This is a genomic window from Clostridium weizhouense (assembly GCF_019431045.1).
Lineage (GTDB): Bacteria > Bacillota > Clostridia > Clostridiales > Clostridiaceae > Clostridium > Clostridium weizhouense.
On record NZ_JAHXPT010000012.1, the window covers coordinates 108,868 to 128,258 of the forward strand.

The 19,391-nt window shown below is 25.0% G+C and carries 18 protein-coding genes; 10 read left to right on the forward strand and 8 right to left on the reverse strand.

Features of this window, described 5'->3' with window-relative positions:
• Positions 1–104: 104 nt before the first annotated feature.
• Positions 105–719, reverse strand: coding sequence for a PilZ domain-containing protein (locus KYD98_RS14370; protein ID WP_219780737.1), 615 nt, complete (start codon positions 717–719; stop codon positions 105–107).
• A gap of 499 nt (positions 720–1,218) precedes the next feature.
• Here KYD98_RS14370 and mnmM point away from each other — a divergent pair, with 499 nt between their 5' ends.
• The gene (mnmM, locus tag KYD98_RS14375; RefSeq protein ID WP_219780738.1) at positions 1,219–1,779 is read left to right on the forward strand and encodes a tRNA 5-(aminomethyl)-2-thiouridylate-methyltransferase MnmM; all 561 of its coding nucleotides are present in this window, start codon (positions 1,219–1,221) and stop codon (positions 1,777–1,779) included.
• 192 nt (positions 1,780–1,971) lie between these two features.
• On the opposite strand, the gene KYD98_RS14380 is transcribed toward mnmM, so the two are convergent.
• From KYD98_RS14380 to KYD98_RS14390, 3 genes are all read right to left on the reverse strand, one after another.
• Positions 1,972–2,121, reverse strand: a complete 150-nt coding sequence (locus KYD98_RS14380) for a hypothetical protein (RefSeq protein WP_219780739.1) — start codon at positions 2,119–2,121, stop codon at positions 1,972–1,974.
• Between the two features lie 121 nt (positions 2,122–2,242).
• Complete coding sequence (locus KYD98_RS14385) at positions 2,243–3,454, reverse strand: NAD(P)/FAD-dependent oxidoreductase (protein ID WP_219780740.1); 1,212 nt, start codon at positions 3,452–3,454, stop codon at positions 2,243–2,245.
• A gap of 139 nt (positions 3,455–3,593) precedes the next feature.
• The gene (locus tag KYD98_RS14390) at positions 3,594–4,442 is read right to left on the reverse strand and encodes an AraC family transcriptional regulator (RefSeq protein WP_219780741.1); all 849 of its coding nucleotides are present in this window, start codon (positions 4,440–4,442) and stop codon (positions 3,594–3,596) included.
• A gap of 293 nt (positions 4,443–4,735) precedes the next feature.
• Between KYD98_RS14390 and KYD98_RS14395 the strand changes: the two genes are divergently transcribed.
• From KYD98_RS14395 to KYD98_RS14405, 3 genes are all read left to right on the forward strand, one after another.
• A complete protein-coding gene (locus KYD98_RS14395) occupies positions 4,736–6,196 on the forward strand; it encodes a UDP-N-acetylmuramoyl-L-alanyl-D-glutamate--2,6-diaminopimelate ligase (protein WP_219780742.1) in 1,461 nt (486 codons plus the stop codon).
• Positions 6,197–6,223: 27 nt separating this feature from the next.
• Entirely contained in the window at positions 6,224–7,450 is a 1,227-nt protein-coding gene (locus tag KYD98_RS14400; RefSeq protein ID WP_219780743.1) for a dicarboxylate/amino acid:cation symporter, read from the forward strand.
• Between the two features lie 356 nt (positions 7,451–7,806).
• Entirely contained in the window at positions 7,807–8,622 is an 816-nt protein-coding gene (locus KYD98_RS14405; protein WP_219780744.1) for a RelA/SpoT domain-containing protein, read from the forward strand.
• 39 nt (positions 8,623–8,661) lie between these two features.
• On the opposite strand, the gene KYD98_RS14410 is transcribed toward KYD98_RS14405, so the two are convergent.
• Positions 8,662–10,077 carry an MDR family MFS transporter gene (locus tag KYD98_RS14410; protein ID WP_219780745.1) on the reverse strand — a complete coding sequence of 472 codons (1,416 nt, stop codon included), beginning with the start codon at positions 10,075–10,077 and terminating at the stop codon, positions 8,662–8,664.
• A gap of 300 nt (positions 10,078–10,377) precedes the next feature.
• On the opposite strand from KYD98_RS14410, the gene KYD98_RS14415 reads away from it, so the two are divergent.
• The 4 genes from KYD98_RS14415 to KYD98_RS14425 all read left to right on the forward strand — a co-directional run bounded on the left by KYD98_RS14415 (position 10,378) and on the right by KYD98_RS14425 (position 12,895).
• On the forward strand, positions 10,378–10,725 hold the full coding sequence (locus KYD98_RS14415) for a four-helix bundle copper-binding protein (protein ID WP_219780746.1): 348 nt from the start codon (positions 10,378–10,380) through the stop codon (positions 10,723–10,725).
• 422 nt (positions 10,726–11,147) lie between these two features.
• Positions 11,148–11,279: a hypothetical protein gene (locus KYD98_RS18265; RefSeq protein ID WP_258049841.1), complete on the forward strand. Its 132-nt coding sequence runs from the start codon at positions 11,148–11,150 to the stop codon at positions 11,277–11,279.
• Positions 11,269–11,712, forward strand: coding sequence for a GNAT family N-acetyltransferase (locus KYD98_RS14420; protein WP_219780747.1), 444 nt, complete (start codon positions 11,269–11,271; stop codon positions 11,710–11,712). Before KYD98_RS18265 ends, KYD98_RS14420 begins: the two co-directional genes overlap by 11 nt.
• 472 nt (positions 11,713–12,184) lie before the next feature.
• A complete protein-coding gene (locus tag KYD98_RS14425) occupies positions 12,185–12,895 on the forward strand; it encodes an alpha/beta hydrolase (protein ID WP_219780759.1) in 711 nt (236 codons plus the stop codon).
• Between the two features lie 225 nt (positions 12,896–13,120).
• Here KYD98_RS14425 and KYD98_RS14430 read toward each other — a convergent pair whose 3' ends face one another.
• Positions 13,121–14,128: a PLP-dependent cysteine synthase family protein gene (locus KYD98_RS14430; RefSeq protein WP_219780748.1), complete on the reverse strand. Its 1,008-nt coding sequence runs from the start codon at positions 14,126–14,128 to the stop codon at positions 13,121–13,123.
• Between the two features lie 326 nt (positions 14,129–14,454).
• Here KYD98_RS14430 and KYD98_RS14435 point away from each other — a divergent pair, with 326 nt between their 5' ends.
• On the forward strand, positions 14,455–15,642 hold the full coding sequence (locus KYD98_RS14435; protein WP_219780749.1) for a class I SAM-dependent rRNA methyltransferase: 1,188 nt from the start codon (positions 14,455–14,457) through the stop codon (positions 15,640–15,642).
• Positions 15,643–15,893: 251 nt separating this feature from the next.
• Positions 15,894–17,285 carry a L,D-transpeptidase family protein gene (locus KYD98_RS14440; protein WP_219780750.1) on the forward strand — a complete coding sequence of 464 codons (1,392 nt, stop codon included), beginning with the start codon at positions 15,894–15,896 and terminating at the stop codon, positions 17,283–17,285.
• A 132-nt stretch (positions 17,286–17,417) separates the two neighbouring features.
• On the opposite strand, the gene alr is transcribed toward KYD98_RS14440, so the two are convergent.
• Positions 17,418–18,584 (reverse strand): alanine racemase, encoded by a 1,167-nt coding sequence (gene alr / locus KYD98_RS14445; RefSeq protein WP_219780751.1) that lies wholly within the window; start codon positions 18,582–18,584, stop codon positions 17,418–17,420.
• Positions 18,585–18,740: 156 nt separating this feature from the next.
• The gene (locus KYD98_RS14450; RefSeq protein WP_219780752.1) at positions 18,741–19,181 is read right to left on the reverse strand and encodes a flagellar basal body-associated FliL family protein; all 441 of its coding nucleotides are present in this window, start codon (positions 19,179–19,181) and stop codon (positions 18,741–18,743) included.
• Positions 19,182–19,391 lie beyond the last annotated feature (210 nt).

Consider the following 19,391-nt stretch of genomic DNA (forward strand, 5'->3'; position numbering starts at 1 on the left):
TTAAGGTAAAGCATCCATTCTCCATTCAAACGTAGTATAGCCGCTTTGTTCTGTTAATAGTGAACTAAAATTTAAAGTAGTAAGTTTCATATATGTAGTTAAAATTATTTTGGATAATATTTGAAAAATTTTGAATTATAATTTTTAAGTATAAAATTTTCCAAGTAAGAATTGTTGGAATCATTATGTATATTAAACTCACAACCATAATAATATAAATTATTTTTTTCATATTTTCTTTTAGTGAATGTTTCTATAGATATAAAGTTATTATCTATAGGTAGTTCGATAAAGAAATTTATATTTTTAGGTATATTTAATGGCGATTCTAATAATATACCATTAATACTTAGATTTTTACTTGTCATTAAAATTGGTTTAGATAAAGTAATAGCCTCTTTTGATTTTTTACGTATCTTATTTATCTGTAATGGAATATTTACAATTATTCTATTACTATCTCTTCTATTATTAGAAAATAGATATTTCACATTATTAATTGTTATAGTATTTTCAAATATGTTACAAATAACACCACTATATATAGAAATCCCATCATCTTTATCAAAAATATTTATAAAAATTTCTTCATTAAATTTTAATTCGGTTTTTTCATCAGCAAACATAGTTAAAGTATTATTTCGAAATTTATCTACTATTCCATTAGTTGATGTCTTATCATCAATAGAGGTTATTTTTACTAAAGAATATTTAAGCATATATTAGTCTATTAAAACTTAGACTTTACCTCCTTTAAAGTATATTTTCCATTTATTAAAAATAATCATATGCCATACCATTATTTCTGTACTATTTTTGGAAAGAGGTATGGCTAAAAAAATTATGCTCCGCAGTTGGTTAGCAATTTTTTATAAATTAGATATATTTATAATATAAAAATAAGTAAATATAGTATAAATATAAAATTTTCAATATAATATTAATCTTTCCATTATAATATTCGTATTAAGTTTTAATAATATTAATATTATTAAAAGTAAAATATGATATTTTTAAAAAAACCACAAAAAATTAAACAAAAGATAATAAAACTCATTAAAAAGAATTAAATTAATAAATAAAAGATAACAAAATAAGTAATTTTAATTCAAAAAAGTAATAAAATGTATTTATAATAATATTTTTATATGTAATTAGCTTAAATTTGTTGTAAAATTACTATGTATAGAAGCAGAAATTTAGTTAGAAGGTGATTTTATGAATAATAATTTACCATTTTTTAGGTATGTAGGAGATGTAAGTAAAATATCTCATTATATAATAAAAGAATTTTTATATAATAAAGAAATTGCTATAGATGCAACTTTAGGTAATGGAAATGATACAGATTTTTTAGCGAATAATTTTAAATTGGTATATGCTTTTGAAATTCAAAAATGTGCATGTGACAATTATATAAACAATAAAAAAGATAATGTTAACATTATAAATGCTTCACATCATCTTATAAAAGAGTATATATCTGAACCAGTAGATTGTATTATGTACAATTTGGGTTTTTTACCTGGAGGAAATAAAAGTATTACAACCAAAAATGAAACTTCATTAAAAAGTATCAAAGATGGATTAAAAATCTTAAATAAAGGGGGAATAATGACTATTTGTATTTATAGAGGACATGATGAAGGCAAGATAGAAGAATCTTGTATTATATCATATCTTGAATCACTGCCAAAGAATCAATATGGAGTAATGTTACATAGTTTTTTAAATAGAAGTGTAGATGCACCACTTCTTGTAGTAGTAGAAAGAAAATAAGTTGTATTAAATTTATATACAACCTATTCTATAGATTTAACTTCCAGTCTATGTTTTAACATAGTGTTGATATTTTTGAAAAACAAACCTAGTATTTAATAAAAATAAAGTTATTAAACACTAGGTTTGTTAAATAAACTATAGACTATAGTATATATAATTTATAGTTTTAATATTAAATTTTAAGTTAGTTTAAAAATGAGAATCTATTTCTTTTCTTCTAATTTTCTTTAAATCTTTTAATCTTAAATTAGTTTTTTCCATTATGGTATCGAAAGGTTCACCATCAATCATCATCTTTCTAGCCATTTCTTGTGCATCAGTTTTACTTAAGTTACCCATTTAATAACCTCCTATAAATTTTACTAACATTGATATTTTGTGCTTAAAGATAAAATATATTCATAAAGATTATAAGAAAATTGATTTAAGAAGAATTAGTAAGTAAATAGTTGTTAATCTATTAAGAATCAAATCTATTGACTTTAAATAGCTCTAAATCTTTAACTACTTCTTTTTTATATAGTTTACTTAAGAACATCCCCCCAAGTATAGCAAATAAAATTCCATTTGCTCCATACCCTAGACAATACCATAAATTTTTATTTTTATCATTTCCTATAAAACCTAAATTATCATTTGTAGATATAAAACATCCACAATATTTATAGTCTATTTCAATATTTTTTATATTTTTAAATATAGATTTTAATCTTTGTTCTAAGATATCATATTTTTGTTTTACTAACTCTTTATTTTGCATTTGCTCAAAACTAATATCCTCTCCTCCAATAATAATTCTATTATCTACAGTACTTCTAATATAGTTGTAAGGGTCAGAATTATCTCTTATTAAAGTTCCATCATAAAATTTATTAAGATTTTCAATTGGCTTTGTTGCTATATTAAAAGTACAAAATTTAGTTCCAAAATTTCTATTTGTAAATAATGCAGTATTATATCCCGTAGCAACAATTACTTTTTTACCTTTTACTTTATAGCCATAAGATGTTTCTACTTCTATATAATCATCATAATAATGTATATTTTTAACTTCAGTATTTTCATAAATATTAAGTCCCATATCAATACTTACATTAAGTAACTGCATAGTATATTTATAAGGATCTATTTCTATACCTCCATTTTTACTAGTCACTCCTGCTTTTAATTCAAAAGGATATTTATTATTAGAGGAATCTACATATTCAACATCGAATCCATTCTCTTTTCTTAATGAATATTCTTGTTTTATAGCTTTTTCTTCTAAATTAGTAGCTGTATATAGTAAAGTATCTCGTTTAATATAATCACATTTATTACCATATTCACATATAAAGTCGTCAATTTCTTTTAAAGCTAATAAACCAAGATTATAAGCTTTTAAACAATTTTCAAGTCCTAATATATTTGATAATTGTGAGATATTATCATCTAGTTCATATTGCAAAAGTGAGGTGGTTATACTTGTACTTCCATGGGCAACTCTTCCTTTCTCAAGAATAGTAGTTTTTATATTATTTTTTGAAAGGTAATATCCACAAATGCATCCAGTTACACCACCACCTATAATTATTACATCTGTTTCTAAGTTTTCTGTTAAATAGTTAAATTGATGATTTATTTTGTTTATATTAGTAAATAGAGGTTTACCTTTTACATATTCTAAATCCAAAATTGATCACTCCTATAGTTATATTTTTTTGTTTAAAATATTTTTTAATTATTTAAGAGAATATTATTAATAGCTATAAGTTACATTATTATTTTTAAACTATCCATGAAATATATACTATAGTAATTATTAAATAATTTTAAATTAAAAACTCTCTAGGAGATTTATTAAATAATTTTTTAAATGATCGTAGAAAGCTAGAATAATCATTAAAGCCACACTGTATAGATGCTTTTACAATAGGTTCTCCATTTGATATAAGATCTTTTACCATAATTAATCTTTTTTGAAGTATATAATTATGCAATGTGTATCCAGTTTCTTTTTTAAATTTATGCATAAGATAATATTTACTAATATAAAATTTTTCAGATATAGATTCAATAGAAAGATTCTCAGATAAATTACTATTTATATATTTTAAAATATTTTCAATTTGTTTATCGTATTTAAGAGATTCATAATCATTTATATACATATTACCAAGATATATTCTGTTTAAATATATAATTAATTGAATAAATAATGAATTACTTAAAAGTTTACTACCAAATTCAGAGGAATTTAAAGAGGATTCAAGAGAGCCTATTAATGATTTAATATTATTTTGAATGTTAGCTTCAAGTCTTATAAGGTTGAAGCTTTTTTCATTTGCTAATTTAAAACATTCAGAAAGATCACAGTTTTCATAATTATGATTTTTAATAAAGTCTGAATTAGCCCAAATAATTATTCGTTCATAAGTTTCAGAAGGATCAATTATAGGTTTATGAACATCATGGTTGTTTACAAGTAAAATATCCCAAGGCTTTAAATAGTATGCTTTTCCTTCAATTAAGTAAGTTACTTTACCAGATAGAAATATAATTACTTTATTAAAATCATGGTAATGAAATTCAAATTCTTGATTTTTCTTATCTTTTATATGAAACAATTTAAAGTCACTATGTAAATATCCTGATTTGTTATTAGAATGAATATTACTCATTTAAAATTCACCTTTCTATATATGGCTATGATTATATATATTGTAATAATAATTTTTGAATATTTTGTTGAAGATTTAAAGTTGCAATGTATATATTTTATTTTAATTAAAGAACTTTGTTTTTATTATGATATAGATATTGTAAATAATATAAACAATCATATAGCACTTTTTACAATATATCAAGCAATATATGCACTATTTATAGTTAAAATATTGTATATAATGATACTATAAAGAAAATTTTGGTTTAAAATGATTGCTTAGGTTAACCAATTAATGGAGGAATAAGAATGAAATTACATGAAGTATTAAAAGATATTGATTATATATTAGTAAATGGGAATTTAGATGTTAAGATTAATAGTATAAGTTATGATTCAAGGAGAGTATCAAAAGATTCATTATTTGTATGTATAAAAGGCAATAGTGTAGATGGTCATAATTTTATTAAAGAGGCAATTAGAAAAGGTGCAATTGCTATAGTTGTAGAAGCGGAGATTGAGCTTAGGAATAAGGAAATTGTAGTTATAAATGTTAAGAACACAAGAAAAGCATTAGCTTGTCTTTCAAATTCATTTTATGAAAATCCATCTAAAGAGGTTGAATTAGTAGGAGTAACTGGAACAAACGGAAAAACTACGGTTATACATTATATAAGAGATATACTTGAGGGATATGGAAAAAAGACTGGTATAATAGGAACTTTAGGATATGAACTTGATGGTTGTGATATAAACATAGAAAAAAATAATCCAACAACTCCAGAGGCTTTAGAATTGCAAGCGGTAATAAGAGAGTTTATAAATAATGAAGCTAAAAGTGTTGTTATGGAAGTTACATCATCAGCATTATCAAAAAATAGAGTAGATTATTGTGATTTTAATGTTGGTGTATTTACAAATTTATCTCAAGATCATTTAGAAGAACATGGGACAATGGAGGCATATAAAAATGAAAAGATGAAGTTGTTTCATAAGTGTAAAATTGGAGTTATTAATTTAGATGATAAGATATCACAAGAACTTATAGAAAAAGCAAGTTGTGAAATTTTAACTTATGGAATAAGTAATACAGCAGATATTAGAGCAACTCAAGTAAGATATAGTAATGACTCAGTAAGTTTTATCGTTAATTTTAAAAATATTATTAGAAAAATAAAAGTTGATTCACCAGGAAAATTTACAGTTTATAATGTTTTAGCAACAATAGGTGCATGTTATGCCTTAGGAATAGATATTGAGAAAATTTTAAATTTAATAGGAAATCTTAAAAGAGTATCTGGAAGAATTGAAAGTGTAAAAAACAATTTAAATAAAAATATAATAGTTGATTATGCACATACACCAGATGCATTAGAAAAGCTACTTGTTATGGCAAAGGATATAACTAAAGGAAAGATTATTGTGGTATTTGGATGTGGTGGAGATAGAGATAGAACAAAGCGTCCTTTAATGGGAATGGTTGTTGGAGAATTTGCAGATTATACAATAATAACTTCAGACAATCCTAGGACAGAAGATCCAAATAAAATTATTAATGATATAGAAGAAGGTATGAAAGTTATAAATGTTTCATATGAAAGAATTGTTGATAGAAGAGAAGCAATAGAAAAAGCAGTAAAAATTTTAGAAGATGATGATTTACTTATAATAGCTGGCAAGGGGCATGAAGATTATCAAATTATAGGAAATACAAAAATACATTTTGATGATAGAGAAGTAGTGAAAGAAATTTTAGAAAAGGCTATTTAAAATTATTGAATAGAGGAGGAATATAAGTTGAAGTTTTTAAGAAGTTATAAATCATCATTGATTTTATTAATATCAATTTTATTAGGTGGATGTATTGGCTTAATAATGGGGGAAAAGGCTAGTATGCTTGCACCATTTGGAAACTTATTTTTAAATTTAATATTTACAATATTAATTCCAGTAGTATTTTTTAGCATTTCATCTGCAATAGCTAATATGGAGAATTCAAGGAAGTTGGGAAGCATATTGGGAGCTACGGTGATTGTTTTTGGAATAACTGCTATTATTTCAGGAATATTAGGAGTAATAAGTTTTAAGATGTTTAATCCTACTATTGGACTAGAACCATCGATGTTTAATAATTTAATGAATACTAGTGATGTTAAGGTAACTGAGAGTATAGGGATTTTAGATAAAATAGTTTCAAGTATTACAGTAAAAGATTTTTCTGAACTTTTATTTAGAAGTAATTTATTAGCACTTATAATATTTTCTATGGTTATAGGATTTGCAACTATGCTTTCTAAAGAGCAAGGAGAAAGTTTCAGGAAGTTTTTAAATAGTGGGTCAATTGTAACAATGAAAGCAATAAATATAATAATGTATTATGCACCAATAGGACTAGGAGCATATTTTGCAAATATAGTAGGTCAATTAGGAAGTCAAATATTAAGTGGTTATGTAAAAGTATTTTTATTATATTTAGGAGTTTCTATAATATATTTTGTAGTATTCTTTAGCTTATATGCTTATATAGCTGGAAGAAAAAAAGGGGTAAAATTATTTTGGAAAAATGCAACTGAACCATCAGTAACAGCCTTAGCAACTTGTTCAAGTGCAGCATGTATTCCTGTGAATATAAAGGCGGCTAAAAATATGGGAGTATCTGATATGCTAGCTAATATAGTAATGCCAATAGGGGTTAATATTCATAAAGATGGATCTGTTATTGGAGGAATATTTAAGATAATGTTTTTATTCGCTATTTTTGGACGTGAAATGAATAGTATAAGTTCATTAATAACTATATTAGTTTCAGGATTATTAATAGGAGCAGTTGTTGGAGCTATACCAGGAGGAGGCGCAATAGGAGAGATGCTTATTTTAAGTATATTTGGTTTTCCTCAAGAAGCACTTGCTATAATGCTTGTGATAGCTACAATAATTGATGCACCAGCAACTTTATTAAATTCAACAGGAAATACAGTATGTACAATGGTAATTTCTAGATTTACAGAAAAGGTATCTAATTAAAATTCAAGTAGACAAATGTGAATTGGGAATTTTAAAAGTAAATTGAAACACTAGTTCAAGATTATACTAAAATACGACATTCACTTAAAATATAGTGTAAACAATATAAAAAAAGTAAGATATAAAGTTAATTTATTTGAATTTGAGATTATAAACTAAATAGTTAAAGAAAAATATTAGAAATGCTTTAAAATATAGCATAAATATAAAAACAATAATGATAATGTCTAATAGTAGAGAGTTTTAAATTATAAAGATTTAAGCTCTCTATTTATATTGTGTTAAAATTAGTGTAGTATAAAAGTATAAATTAATAAGAACAAATTGTATAATATTGTAAATAAGGGGAGATACCTATGAAAAAAGAGTTTAATATGGATGAATTTTTGATAAAGTATCCACATGCGAAAGATGAAATAGAAAAGTATAATATTGATGTTAAGAAGATAGAAGATATATATGATGACTATATTGATTATAAAAACTCGTATGATAATCAAGCAGAGTTTATAGCTAGTATATTAAGATCACAAAATGTTATACATTCAGTTAAATCTAGAATTAAAGAGCCAGAAAGATTAATAGAAAAAGTTATAAGAAAAACAGGAGAAAGAAAAGAAAAATATGGTAAAGAATTTGAATTTACAGTAGATAACTATAAAAATGAGATAAATGATTTAATTGGAATAAGGGTTATTCATATATTTAAGGAACAATGGAAAGAAATACATGAATTTATAATAAATACGTGGAAAGTAATAGAAATAACAGCTAATGTTAGAGATGGAGATAATATTGAAAAATTTGAGGATCTTGATATTGAAGTAAGGTCAAGGGCTTCAGGATATCGTTCAGTACATTATTTAGTTGAGTTTTACCCAACAAATGAAAAAGTGATTGCAGAAATACAAGTTAGAACAATTTTTGAGGAAGGATATGGTGAAATTGATCATACATTAAGATATTCACATAACGAAATTCCTGAGATATTAAAATCTAATTTGCTATTATTTAATAGAATAATCGGAAGTGCTGATGAAATGGCATCATTAGTTAATAATCTTAGCAAAGAATGGTGTGAGAAAGAGATTAGTTATAAAAAGATAATAGAAGAACAAGAGAATGAAATAAATAGATTAAAAAATAAAATGACATGGATAGATGTTGAGTAATTTTATATAAAAAGGTAAGAGTTAAAACTCTTACCTTTTTTATGTAAGTTTAGATTCTTTACTTATAAACATACCAGCTATAAAACAAATTATTGTAAGGAATATAAGAGAATAAAACATGTTATGTACTCCGCTAAAGAATGCTTCTTTTATCTGAATAGAAGAGGCTCCAGAAGAGTATATATTATCGGCTGTTACTCCAGAAATATCTAAATCAGTAAAATAAGAAACTATACTAGAATTTACTAAGCTACCAAAGATAGTAACACCAATAGTCTGTCCAAGTGTACGGATTAATGCGTTAGTTGAAGTGGCAGCACCCCTTTTTTCATATGAAGCATCATTTTGAATAAGTATAGTTAATGTATTAAGTGAACCACCAAAACCTGCTCCCATAATAAATACTATAAATATTAAATAAATTAAAGGAGTATCTGGAGTAATAAATCTAAGAAGAATAGTAGTTAAGCCTAAAATTAATATAGAACTTAGTATTACTTTTTTCTCTCCAAATTTTTTAAATAGTTTAACTAATACAAATGAACTAAAAAGCCAAGTTAAAGACATTGGAGCCATAGAAACTCCAGAAATTTTAGCGCTATAGTTTAAAACATTTTGTGTATATAAAGGTGTATACGCTTCTATTCCCATTAATATAGCAGATATAAAAAATGATATAATATTTATTAACACTGTATCCTTAGAGAATATATCAAATGGAACTACAGGTTCTTCACATTTATTTTCAATAAAGTAGAAAATAATAAGAGAGATTATAGCACATACAATATATAAACTTCTTATAAGATTAGATGAAGTAAATAAGCATAGTAATATTGAAACTATAGATATAGTTAAAAATAATGAACCAAGATAATCTATTTTAGGATTATTATTTAATACTTGTTCATCAAGATTTTTATTAAGAAGTAATATAGATATAATACCAAAAGGTATATTAATAAAGAATATCCAATGCCAAGATAAATAATCTATAAAGAATCCTCCGATGAATGGTCCAAGTAAACTAGAGACTCCCCAAACAGTACTTAAACATCCTTGAACTTTAGAACGTTCTTCTAAAGTAAATATATCTCCAACGATAGTAAAAGTTATTGTTAAAATAGAACCAGCACCCAAACCTTGTATAGCTCTAAATATTATTAGTTGAACCATACTTTGAGAAAAGCCACATAAAAAGCTTCCTATTAAAAATAATACTATACCAATTGAAAGCATTTTTTTCCTACCATACAAATCAGACAGTTTTCCATATATAGGTGTTGATACTGCTGAAGTTAAGAGGTAAGAAGAAAATATCAAGCTTATAAGATCGTAACCATGTAAGCTTTTAGCTATAGTAGGCATAGCTGTTGTTACAACAGTTCCTTCAAATGCAGCAAGGAACATAGCAACCATAATTGCTATAATTATATTACGTTTTTTATTGTGCATTAAAAATAAACTCCTTTCATTATAAAAAATAAAATAGCTCAAGCTATTAAATAATACACCAAAATGTACTTATAATACAACATTATAGAGAAATGGTTTTGTTAAATTAAATAACTTATATAATTATGAATAAGAAGTAACTATAGATTTAGCAAGAACTTTTAATCCTTTAAAGAGTAGTTAGTATAATTAATATGTCATTTATAATATTAAATAAATTAATTATAGTGCATAACTTTTTATATTAGCCACATAATAAATACTGTTTAATATATTAATTTTAAGGATGGAGTGATTTAGATGGGTATAGTAACTACAACTGTAGATAGCTATCAAAAATGTATTGATGAGTGTAGTAGATGTACACAAGCATGTTATGAATGTTTTGAGGCATGTATTAATGAACCAGATTTAAATAATAGAAGAGGTTGTGTGAAAATACTAATTGAATGTGCCAAAATGTGCGAGATGTCAATAGGTGTTATGTCTATGAATGGAAAATTTGCAAAAGAACATTGTAAAATGTGTGCTACAGTTTGTGATACCTGTGCAAATGAATGTAGTATGCTTAAAGATGATCATTGCCAAAAATGTGCACAAGAATGCAAAATATGTGCAGATGAATGTAGAAAGATGTCTGGAATGTAATTTTTCTAAAAAGAATTGCTACAAAACTATTTAGTTAGTTTTGTAGCAATTCTTTTTATTTTTGCAAATAAAAATCAATTTGCTAATTATAAAATAAATTAAGTATGGATAAAATTAAGAAACCTTCAAATAAATTTATATGTTATTTCAATCTCAATAATATGGTATTTAGTATGTATGTTATAAATTCCATTAAAATAGAATAAATTTATTTTAATGGAAAACAATATTTAAATTTGAATATTTGAACATGATAAAAGTAACATAAAGGGTGGTATTTATTATAAAATATTCAGGCATAATTTTTGGTTTTAATGGAACTTTATTTTTGATTCAGATAAATATGAAAAAGGATGGAGAATTTTTTCAAAAAAATTACGAGGAAATTCATTAAGTGATGAAGAATTATAGTAAAGTAATGAATGGAAGAAACAAATAAATTATTAATAAAATATTTGTTAAATGTTTCAACAGATGATGAAAAGTTATTTAAATTAAGTAAAGAAAAAGAGCAAATTTATAGGGAGATGTGTATAAAAGATAATGAGAATTGAAAAAATTTTAAATAATAAAAAACAGTTTCTTGATTTATTGTTATTAGCAGATGAACAAGAAGATATGATTGATAGATATCTAGAAGAAGGAGAAATGTTTGCATTATATGATGATGATTTAAAAAGTATTTGTGTTATGGTGCAAAAAGATAGTCAAATATATGAGTTAAAGAATTTGGCTACATATGAAAAATATCAAGGTAAAGGATATGGTAAAGCACTTGTAAAATATATTTTTAATTATTATAAAGATAAATGTAAAACAATTATTGTTGGTACTGGTGAAAGTGATTTAACAATTCCTTTTTATGAGAAATGTGGATTTTGTATATCACATAGAGTTAAAAATTTTTTTATAGATAACTATGATCACCCCATTTTTGAAGATGGTGTACAACTTATAGATATGATTTATTTGAAAATAGATTTATGAATAAGATGATAAAGATACTATTAGGAGATATATTATAACTTTGCATATTATACTTTTATCATTATAAATTTGGTTGATTATAATATTTATATTTTACAATTGAATTTAAAATATAGAATAACCACCCATTAAAAAATATATAGCAAGTTTAACAGCGAGAAAAAACTGTTCTATATATTTTTTAGCCTTACAGGTGTAGAGCAAGGCAACAGTTTTACGGGTGGGACTGATTTTAAGTCTTATTGTAATTTTAGGACAACTTTATTACAGAATTATTTATGAACTGGATAAATTATGATGGATAAGGTTATAATTTGATAGGAGAAAATTTCAAATGCTGTTAGCAGTTAACTGCTATTTAATAAAATTAAATTACATATTAGTATACAGTGAAATTTTGGTTTATAGATAATATGAGAAAAACATATATGTATAGAAAAATTATATTTATATTTTGGGAGGAAACATTCAGATGATAAAAGAAAATTTAGAGATAGAAAATATACCGGCAATTTTATGGGGTGGTAGATCAGATAAGTTATTTATAGTAGTGCATGGCAATATGTCAAATAAGGAAGATGATTCCATTATTATATTTGCAGAAGAAGCAATAGCAAGAGGTTATCAAGTGCTAAGTTTTGATTTGCCTAAACATGGTGATCGTAAGAATGAAGCCTATGATTGTAAAGTTCAAAATTGTGTTCAAGATATTAATACGATTATGCTATATGCACAAACATTATCAAAAAATATAAGTGTATTTGCTTGTAGTATGGGAGCATATTTTAGCTTGTTAGCATATAAAGATGTACCGTTGGAACAGTGTTTGTTTTTATCGCCAGTGGTAAATATGGAACGTATTATAAATAACATGATGACATGGTTTAATGTAAGTGAGAATAAACTAAAAACAGAAAAAGAAATTCCTACACCTATTGGGCAAACACTCTATTGGGATTATTATTGCTATGTAAAAGAACATCCTATTGTTACTTGGAATAACCTAACTTCAATTTTATATGGTTCAGAAGATAACTTATGTGAGTTTGATGTAGTATCTGAGTTTGCAAAACATTTTCATTGCGATTTAAAAGTAATGGAAAATGGAGAACATTATTTCCACACTAAAGAACAACTGCAATTTTTCAGAAATTGGCTAAAGAAACATATCTGTACAATGTAATTTCAGATTAAGACTGTGATAATGTGAATATTAAACATCAGGCTATATGGACTAAATATATTGAAAAATTATGCTATATTTTAAAATAGTGTTAATATTGTAGTATAAGGGCGAATCGGTATTACTGGAGAAAAATATATTAATAAAAAATAGAAAAAATTTTGTAAAAACTTAAATAGTATATATGATAACGGCTGTCTAATGTTTTAAGACAGCCTATTTTGATTAGATTCTTTTTAATCCTACTAATTCTATATCAGAAGAAATAAAATCATTTTTTATTTCTTCTTTTTTCATTAAATCAGTACTAAGGTATTTTTTATTGTCATCTGGAAATACAGTAACAACATTTTCATTATAATTATTTAGTTCTAAAGCCTTTACGGCTCCTAAAAAGTTAGCTCCTGAAGATATACCGACCCCTAAGCCTAATTTTTTAGAGAGCATTTGAGCCATTATTATAGAATCACCATCATCAACACTAATTACTTGATTTAAACTATTAAGATTTAGTATTGGAGGTATAAATTCGTCTATAATTCCTTGAATACGATGTTCACTTACTTGAGTTTTTGTAGAAAGTGTTGGTGAGTTTGAGGGTTCTAATGGATATAATTTTATATTTGGATTTCTTTCTTTTAAATATTTACCTATCCCCATAATAGTACCACCAGTACCAACTCCAGCAACAAATACGGAAGGCGTAATCTCTATTTTTTTTAAGCTCTTCCATATTTCAGGGGCAGTATACAAATAATGAGCTTCTGCATTATCATTGTTAGAAAATTGACAAGGAAGAAAAACATTTTTAGTGTTATTTTTAATTTCTTCAGTAAGAGATAAGCATTTTAAAAAGCCACCATCTTTTTTAGAAACTAAATGAAGTTCTGCATTAAAACTTAAAAGTAATTTCTTCCTTTCTTCACTCATCCAATCAGGCATATATATATGAACAGGATTTCCTAAGTAAGTGCCTATGGCTGAAAAAGATATACCGGTATTTCCACTAGTAGTTTCTATTATGCTGTAGTCTTTTTTTATTGTATTTTTGAGATAAGCTTTTTTTAGAATATATAAAGCCATTCTATCTTTTATACTTCCAGTATAATTATAATATTCAAGTTTAGTATAAACTTTTAAATCTTTTCCTTTGTACTTAAAAGAGATTTCAACAAGTGGTGTATTTCCTATAAGTTTTTCTAAAGTATTTATTTTATTAAATATACTATTCATAAAACTCCTATCTTAAAACATATTGTTACAATGTAATATATGCAAAATATTAAAAAACTAACATTATTAATAGCAAGTATTTTCTATTAAAATTGTAAATTTGTGATATAATTATTTAGTAAAATAATATTTAGGCACATTCAAAAAATACTAGACCAGTATACTTGTCTATTTTGAGTTATATTGCGTCAGCAAATTCAATTAATAATGTGAATTATTAACTGAATTTGTTTCTTTGTCTAACACAAAATATATTAAAACTCTTTGGTCTACTATTTCACTTCATGTGCCTTAAAACGATAAAATTAATTTAGGACGGTACATAAATGAAAGAAGTAATACTTACAGTAAAAAAAGAATTTGTAACTAAGTACAAAAATGGGTATCCATTAGTTTTTGAAGATGCTTTAGAGAGTGCAAAATGCTTAAAAGATGAAGGGCAAATAATAACTCTTATAGACGACAAAAAGGCTTTTTTAGGAAGAGGATATTATGGGAATCAGAATAAGGGTTGCGGATGGGTTTTAAGTAATAGTAAAAATAGTAAATTTGACTACAGGTTTTTTTACGATAAATTGAGAAATGCATTTTCTAAAAGAATGAGATATTATCATTCCAAGGACACGACTGCATTTAGGGTATTTAATGGTGAAGGTGATGGAATTGGTGGTCTTACTATAGATTATTTTGATGAATATTATCTTATAACTTGGTATAGTAAGGGGATATACGTATTTAAAGATATGATAATTAAGGCTATAAAATCATTAGTTTCTTTTGAAGGGATATATGAAAAAAAGAGATTTGATGAAAATGGGATGGTTTTAGAAGAAGACAGTTATTATTGTGGTAGAAAAGCACCAGAGCCTTTAATAGTTAAAGAAAATGGAGTTAATTTTGCAATTTACTTAAATGAAGGTGCAATGGTTGGAGTATTTCTAGATCAAAAAGAAGTAAGAAAATCTATTAGAGATAAATATTCGAAAGGGAAGAAAGTATTAAATACATTTTCTTATACAGGAGCTTTTTCTATGGCAGCCGCAAGAGGGGGAGCTATTACTACAAGTGTTGATTTAGCATCAAGAAGTTTAGAAAAAACAATTGAAAATTTTAATATAAATAAAATTAATCCTGAAAAGCATAATATAGTAGTTGAAGATATTTTTCTTTATTTTAAAAAGGCTAAAAAAGAAGAATTAAAGTTTGATTTAGTAATTCTTGATCCACCAAGTTTTGCAACATCTAAAGATCATAAATTTAGTGCGGCAAAAGATTATAAAGATTTAGTTAAATTAGCTATTGAAGTAACAGAAAATGAAGGAGTAATAGTTGCATCTACTAATTGTGCTGCATTTAATATGGCTAAATTTAAGAAATTTATAGATAAAGCTTTTAAAGAGAGTAATAAACATTATGAAATTTTAGAGGAACATACATTACCACAAGATTTTATGATTACAGATAAGTTTCCTGAAGGAAATTATTTAAAAGTATTGTTTGTAAAAGTTTATTAATATAGTTTGATTTTTGGTAGATATTATGAATGAATTAATAAGTTCTAATCTTTCTAATAGTGAATATATTTATATAAAAAATTATAAATAAATGGACTTATTTTTGCCTATATTGTAAGCTTTATATATTAGAAAAAATTTATATTTAATATAAATAAAAAAACATAAAAAAGTTTACTATTTATAATATTTTATAAATATAGAAAGATTTAAATTTTAATTTGTATAATAAAAAGAGGGGACTAATTATTATGAAACGACAAAAGCATAAAAGCAACAAAAATAAGAGAAATATGATTATTTGCTTTTCTATTTTTATGTCAATGTATTTAGGAGTATCAGCATATTTTATAAATCATTTTTATTTTGGTACTAAAATTAATGGTATTAATGTTGCTGGAAAAACTGTAAAGCAAGCAGATGAATTAATATCATCATCTATATCAACATATACATTAGAATTACAGGGGAGAGATGGTAAAAATGAAGAGATTAAAGGAAGTAATATTGCTTTAACATATGATCCAAAAGATAAAATTACTGATTTAAAAAATAGTCAGAACCCTTTAGCATGGATTACTTCAATTTTTAATAAAAATCATACTAAATTAGATGAATTAGTTAAATTAGATGAAAATTTATTAAAAGAACAAATAAATAAGTTATCATATTTTGATAGCAAAAATATAGTTGAACCTAAAAATGCTACTTTTAATTATATTGATGACGCTTATGAAATTCAAAAAGAAGTCATGGGAAATAAAATTATTAAAGAAAATTTATATGGAAATGTGAAGAATTCAATTCTTAAAGGTGACACAGTATTAAATTTGGGTGAGACAGATTCATATGAAAATCCTAAATATGTTGCTAACTCCAATGAAGTGCTTGAAGCTAAAAAGTTACTTGATAAATATACAAGTATGAAAATTACATACACTTTTGGCAGTAAACAAGAAATTGTAGATGGTTCTATAATAAATAAGTGGCTTGAAACTGATGAAAATATGAATGTTGTATTTAATGAAAAAAAGATGAGAAGTTATATAGATTCATTAGCTCGTCAATATAATACATTTGGTAATACAAGAGAGTTTCTTTCAGCATTAGGAAAAACAATACAAGTTAGTGGTGGTAACTATGGTTGGATAATTGATAAAACTAAAGAAGTAAAAGATTTAGTTGAAATTATTAAAAAGGGACAAGATGTAACTAAAGAACCTGCATATTCACAAACAGCAGTTTCACGTGAAAAAAATGATATTGGAAATACATATGTAGAAATTAATATGACAAAACAGCATGTATGGTTTTATAAAAATGGTGTCCTTGTTACGGAAGGGGATGTTGTTACTGGTAATTTAAATAACAACTGTGGTACTCCAGTAGGTGTGTATAGATTAAATTATAGAGAAAGAAATGCAACATTAAAAGGTGAAAACTATGCTGCACCAGTTAATTTTTGGCTACCTTTTAATGGAAACATAGGACTTCATGATGCGTCTTGGAGAGATAGGTTTGGAGGAGAAATCTATAAAACAAGTGGTTCTCATGGATGCATAAATGCACCATATGAATTGGCTAATACAATATTTGATAATATAGAGTCAGGTACTCCTATTGTTTGTTATTATGAAGAGTAATTAATTTCATTTATAGAGATAATTAGATTTTAAATAATTTTAATATAAATAAGCTTAAAAAAATAAATTAGTAATAAGTTATTAAATAAAAAAATCAGATTAGAAAAAATTCTAATCTGATTTTTTGTTTAACTAAAGATAGTTTCTTACATTTAAAATTTCTCCATGTTTAATGTATACTCTAGGAATTCTATACTTAAGCATACAAAGTATTTCATAATTTATAGTTCCCATATATTCTGCAAGGTCATCTGCTGTTAATTTTAAGTCACCACTTTCTCCAAGTATTATAACTTCATCTCCAACTTTAACATTACCAGTATTTATATCTGTCACATCAATCATACATTGATCCATGCAAATTCTACCAACCACTGGAGCAAATTGACCATTTATAATTACTTTCGCACCAGTAGATAATAGTCTAGAATAACCATCAGCATATCCTATTGGAAGAGTTGCAATTATACTTTTTCTTTCAGTTTTAAAAGTTCTACCATAACTTATATACATATCTTTATCTAGTTCTTGAACTCTTGTTATATTTGCTTTTAATGTTAATGCAGGTTTAAGTGAAAGATTTGATTTATTAACTTCGTTAGAAGGATAATAACCATATAATATAATTCCAGCTCTTACTGCATCTAAATAAGTTTCAGGCATATCCATAATTGCACCACTATTTGAAACATGTTTTATAGGAATGTCGATTCCTTTATATGAAAGTTTATTAGTAAATTCAGAAAAATTTTTAAATTGTTCATTAGTATATTCTTTATTTTTTTCATCTGATGTTGAAAAGTGAGTAAATATACCTAATACTTCTATACCTTTTAAAGAATAAATAGTAGAAATATCATCAATAGCTTTTTCATTTGGAAGAAAGCCTATTCTTCCCATTCCCGTATCTATTGCAATGTGAATTCTAGCTTTTTTATTAAGAGATAAAGCTGTTTCTGATAATTTTTTAGCATACTCTAAATCATAAACAGTTTGCTCTATATCATATTCTATTATTTCTTTAGATAAATCTAGTGGAGTATATCCAAGAATCATAATAGGAGCTTTAATATTATAATTTCTAAGCTCTATTGCTTCAGTTAAAACAGCTACAGCAAGTCTTGAAGCACCGTTTTCTAGCAATATTGGAGCAACATCTAAGGCACCATGTCCATAACAATCTGCTTTGACAACAGCTATTATATCTTTATCTTTAGCTAAATTTTTTATATTTTTCATATTATAAGTTATAGCATCTAAATCTATTTCAGCCCATACAGGTCTCATTAATTTTTCCATTGATTACGCCCCTTAATTATTTAATATAAAAATATACGTAAATAATGTTTATTAACAAAACTTACATATATATTATAGTAAATTAAGCATAATAAAGAAAGAACCACTAACTTTATAATTTGTGTTAGTGGTGGTTAATGTTAAAAAATTCTAAATTTATTGAATGATAAATTTAGAAAATCTAATATCTGTAACTTCATAATCAGGTAATTCTTGATTAATACATTCCATTAATTCTTTTTTTATTTGGTTTTCATTAGTTGAATCACTTATAAACTCTAAACTTTTACTTTTAAAATAAAAATTTACAACATCTTTTATTATAGGTAAGTGTTTTTCTTTAGTAAGTTGTTTTTTATTGTTATAATCATCTTTATTATATCCAAGTGCTATTTCAGCTTTAAAATGTCTTTGTGAATCTGGTGGAGATAAGTTTACAATAATTTGTCCTAAATTTACATAAATTTTTTCAATATCAGTTTTTTGAGTATTTATTGAAATATTATTAGAAAAGTATTGGTATCCCAATATAATAGAAGACGGTAATAGAAATAAAGCTAAGACACATAGTATTATAATAAATTTCTTCTTAAGCATTAAAACACCTTCTTTGTTATAGTATTTTTTATTGATGATTTGATATAATAACGTTTTCAAAAAAGTATATAGTGAGTTTATTCATTATATGAACGAAATTAAAATTTTAACACAAAAAAGACTAGAACAATATTGATACAATCCCACTTAAGTAGACAGATGAAATAAATAAATTCATCTATCTATGGAGGTGGGATTTTTTTATGGGAC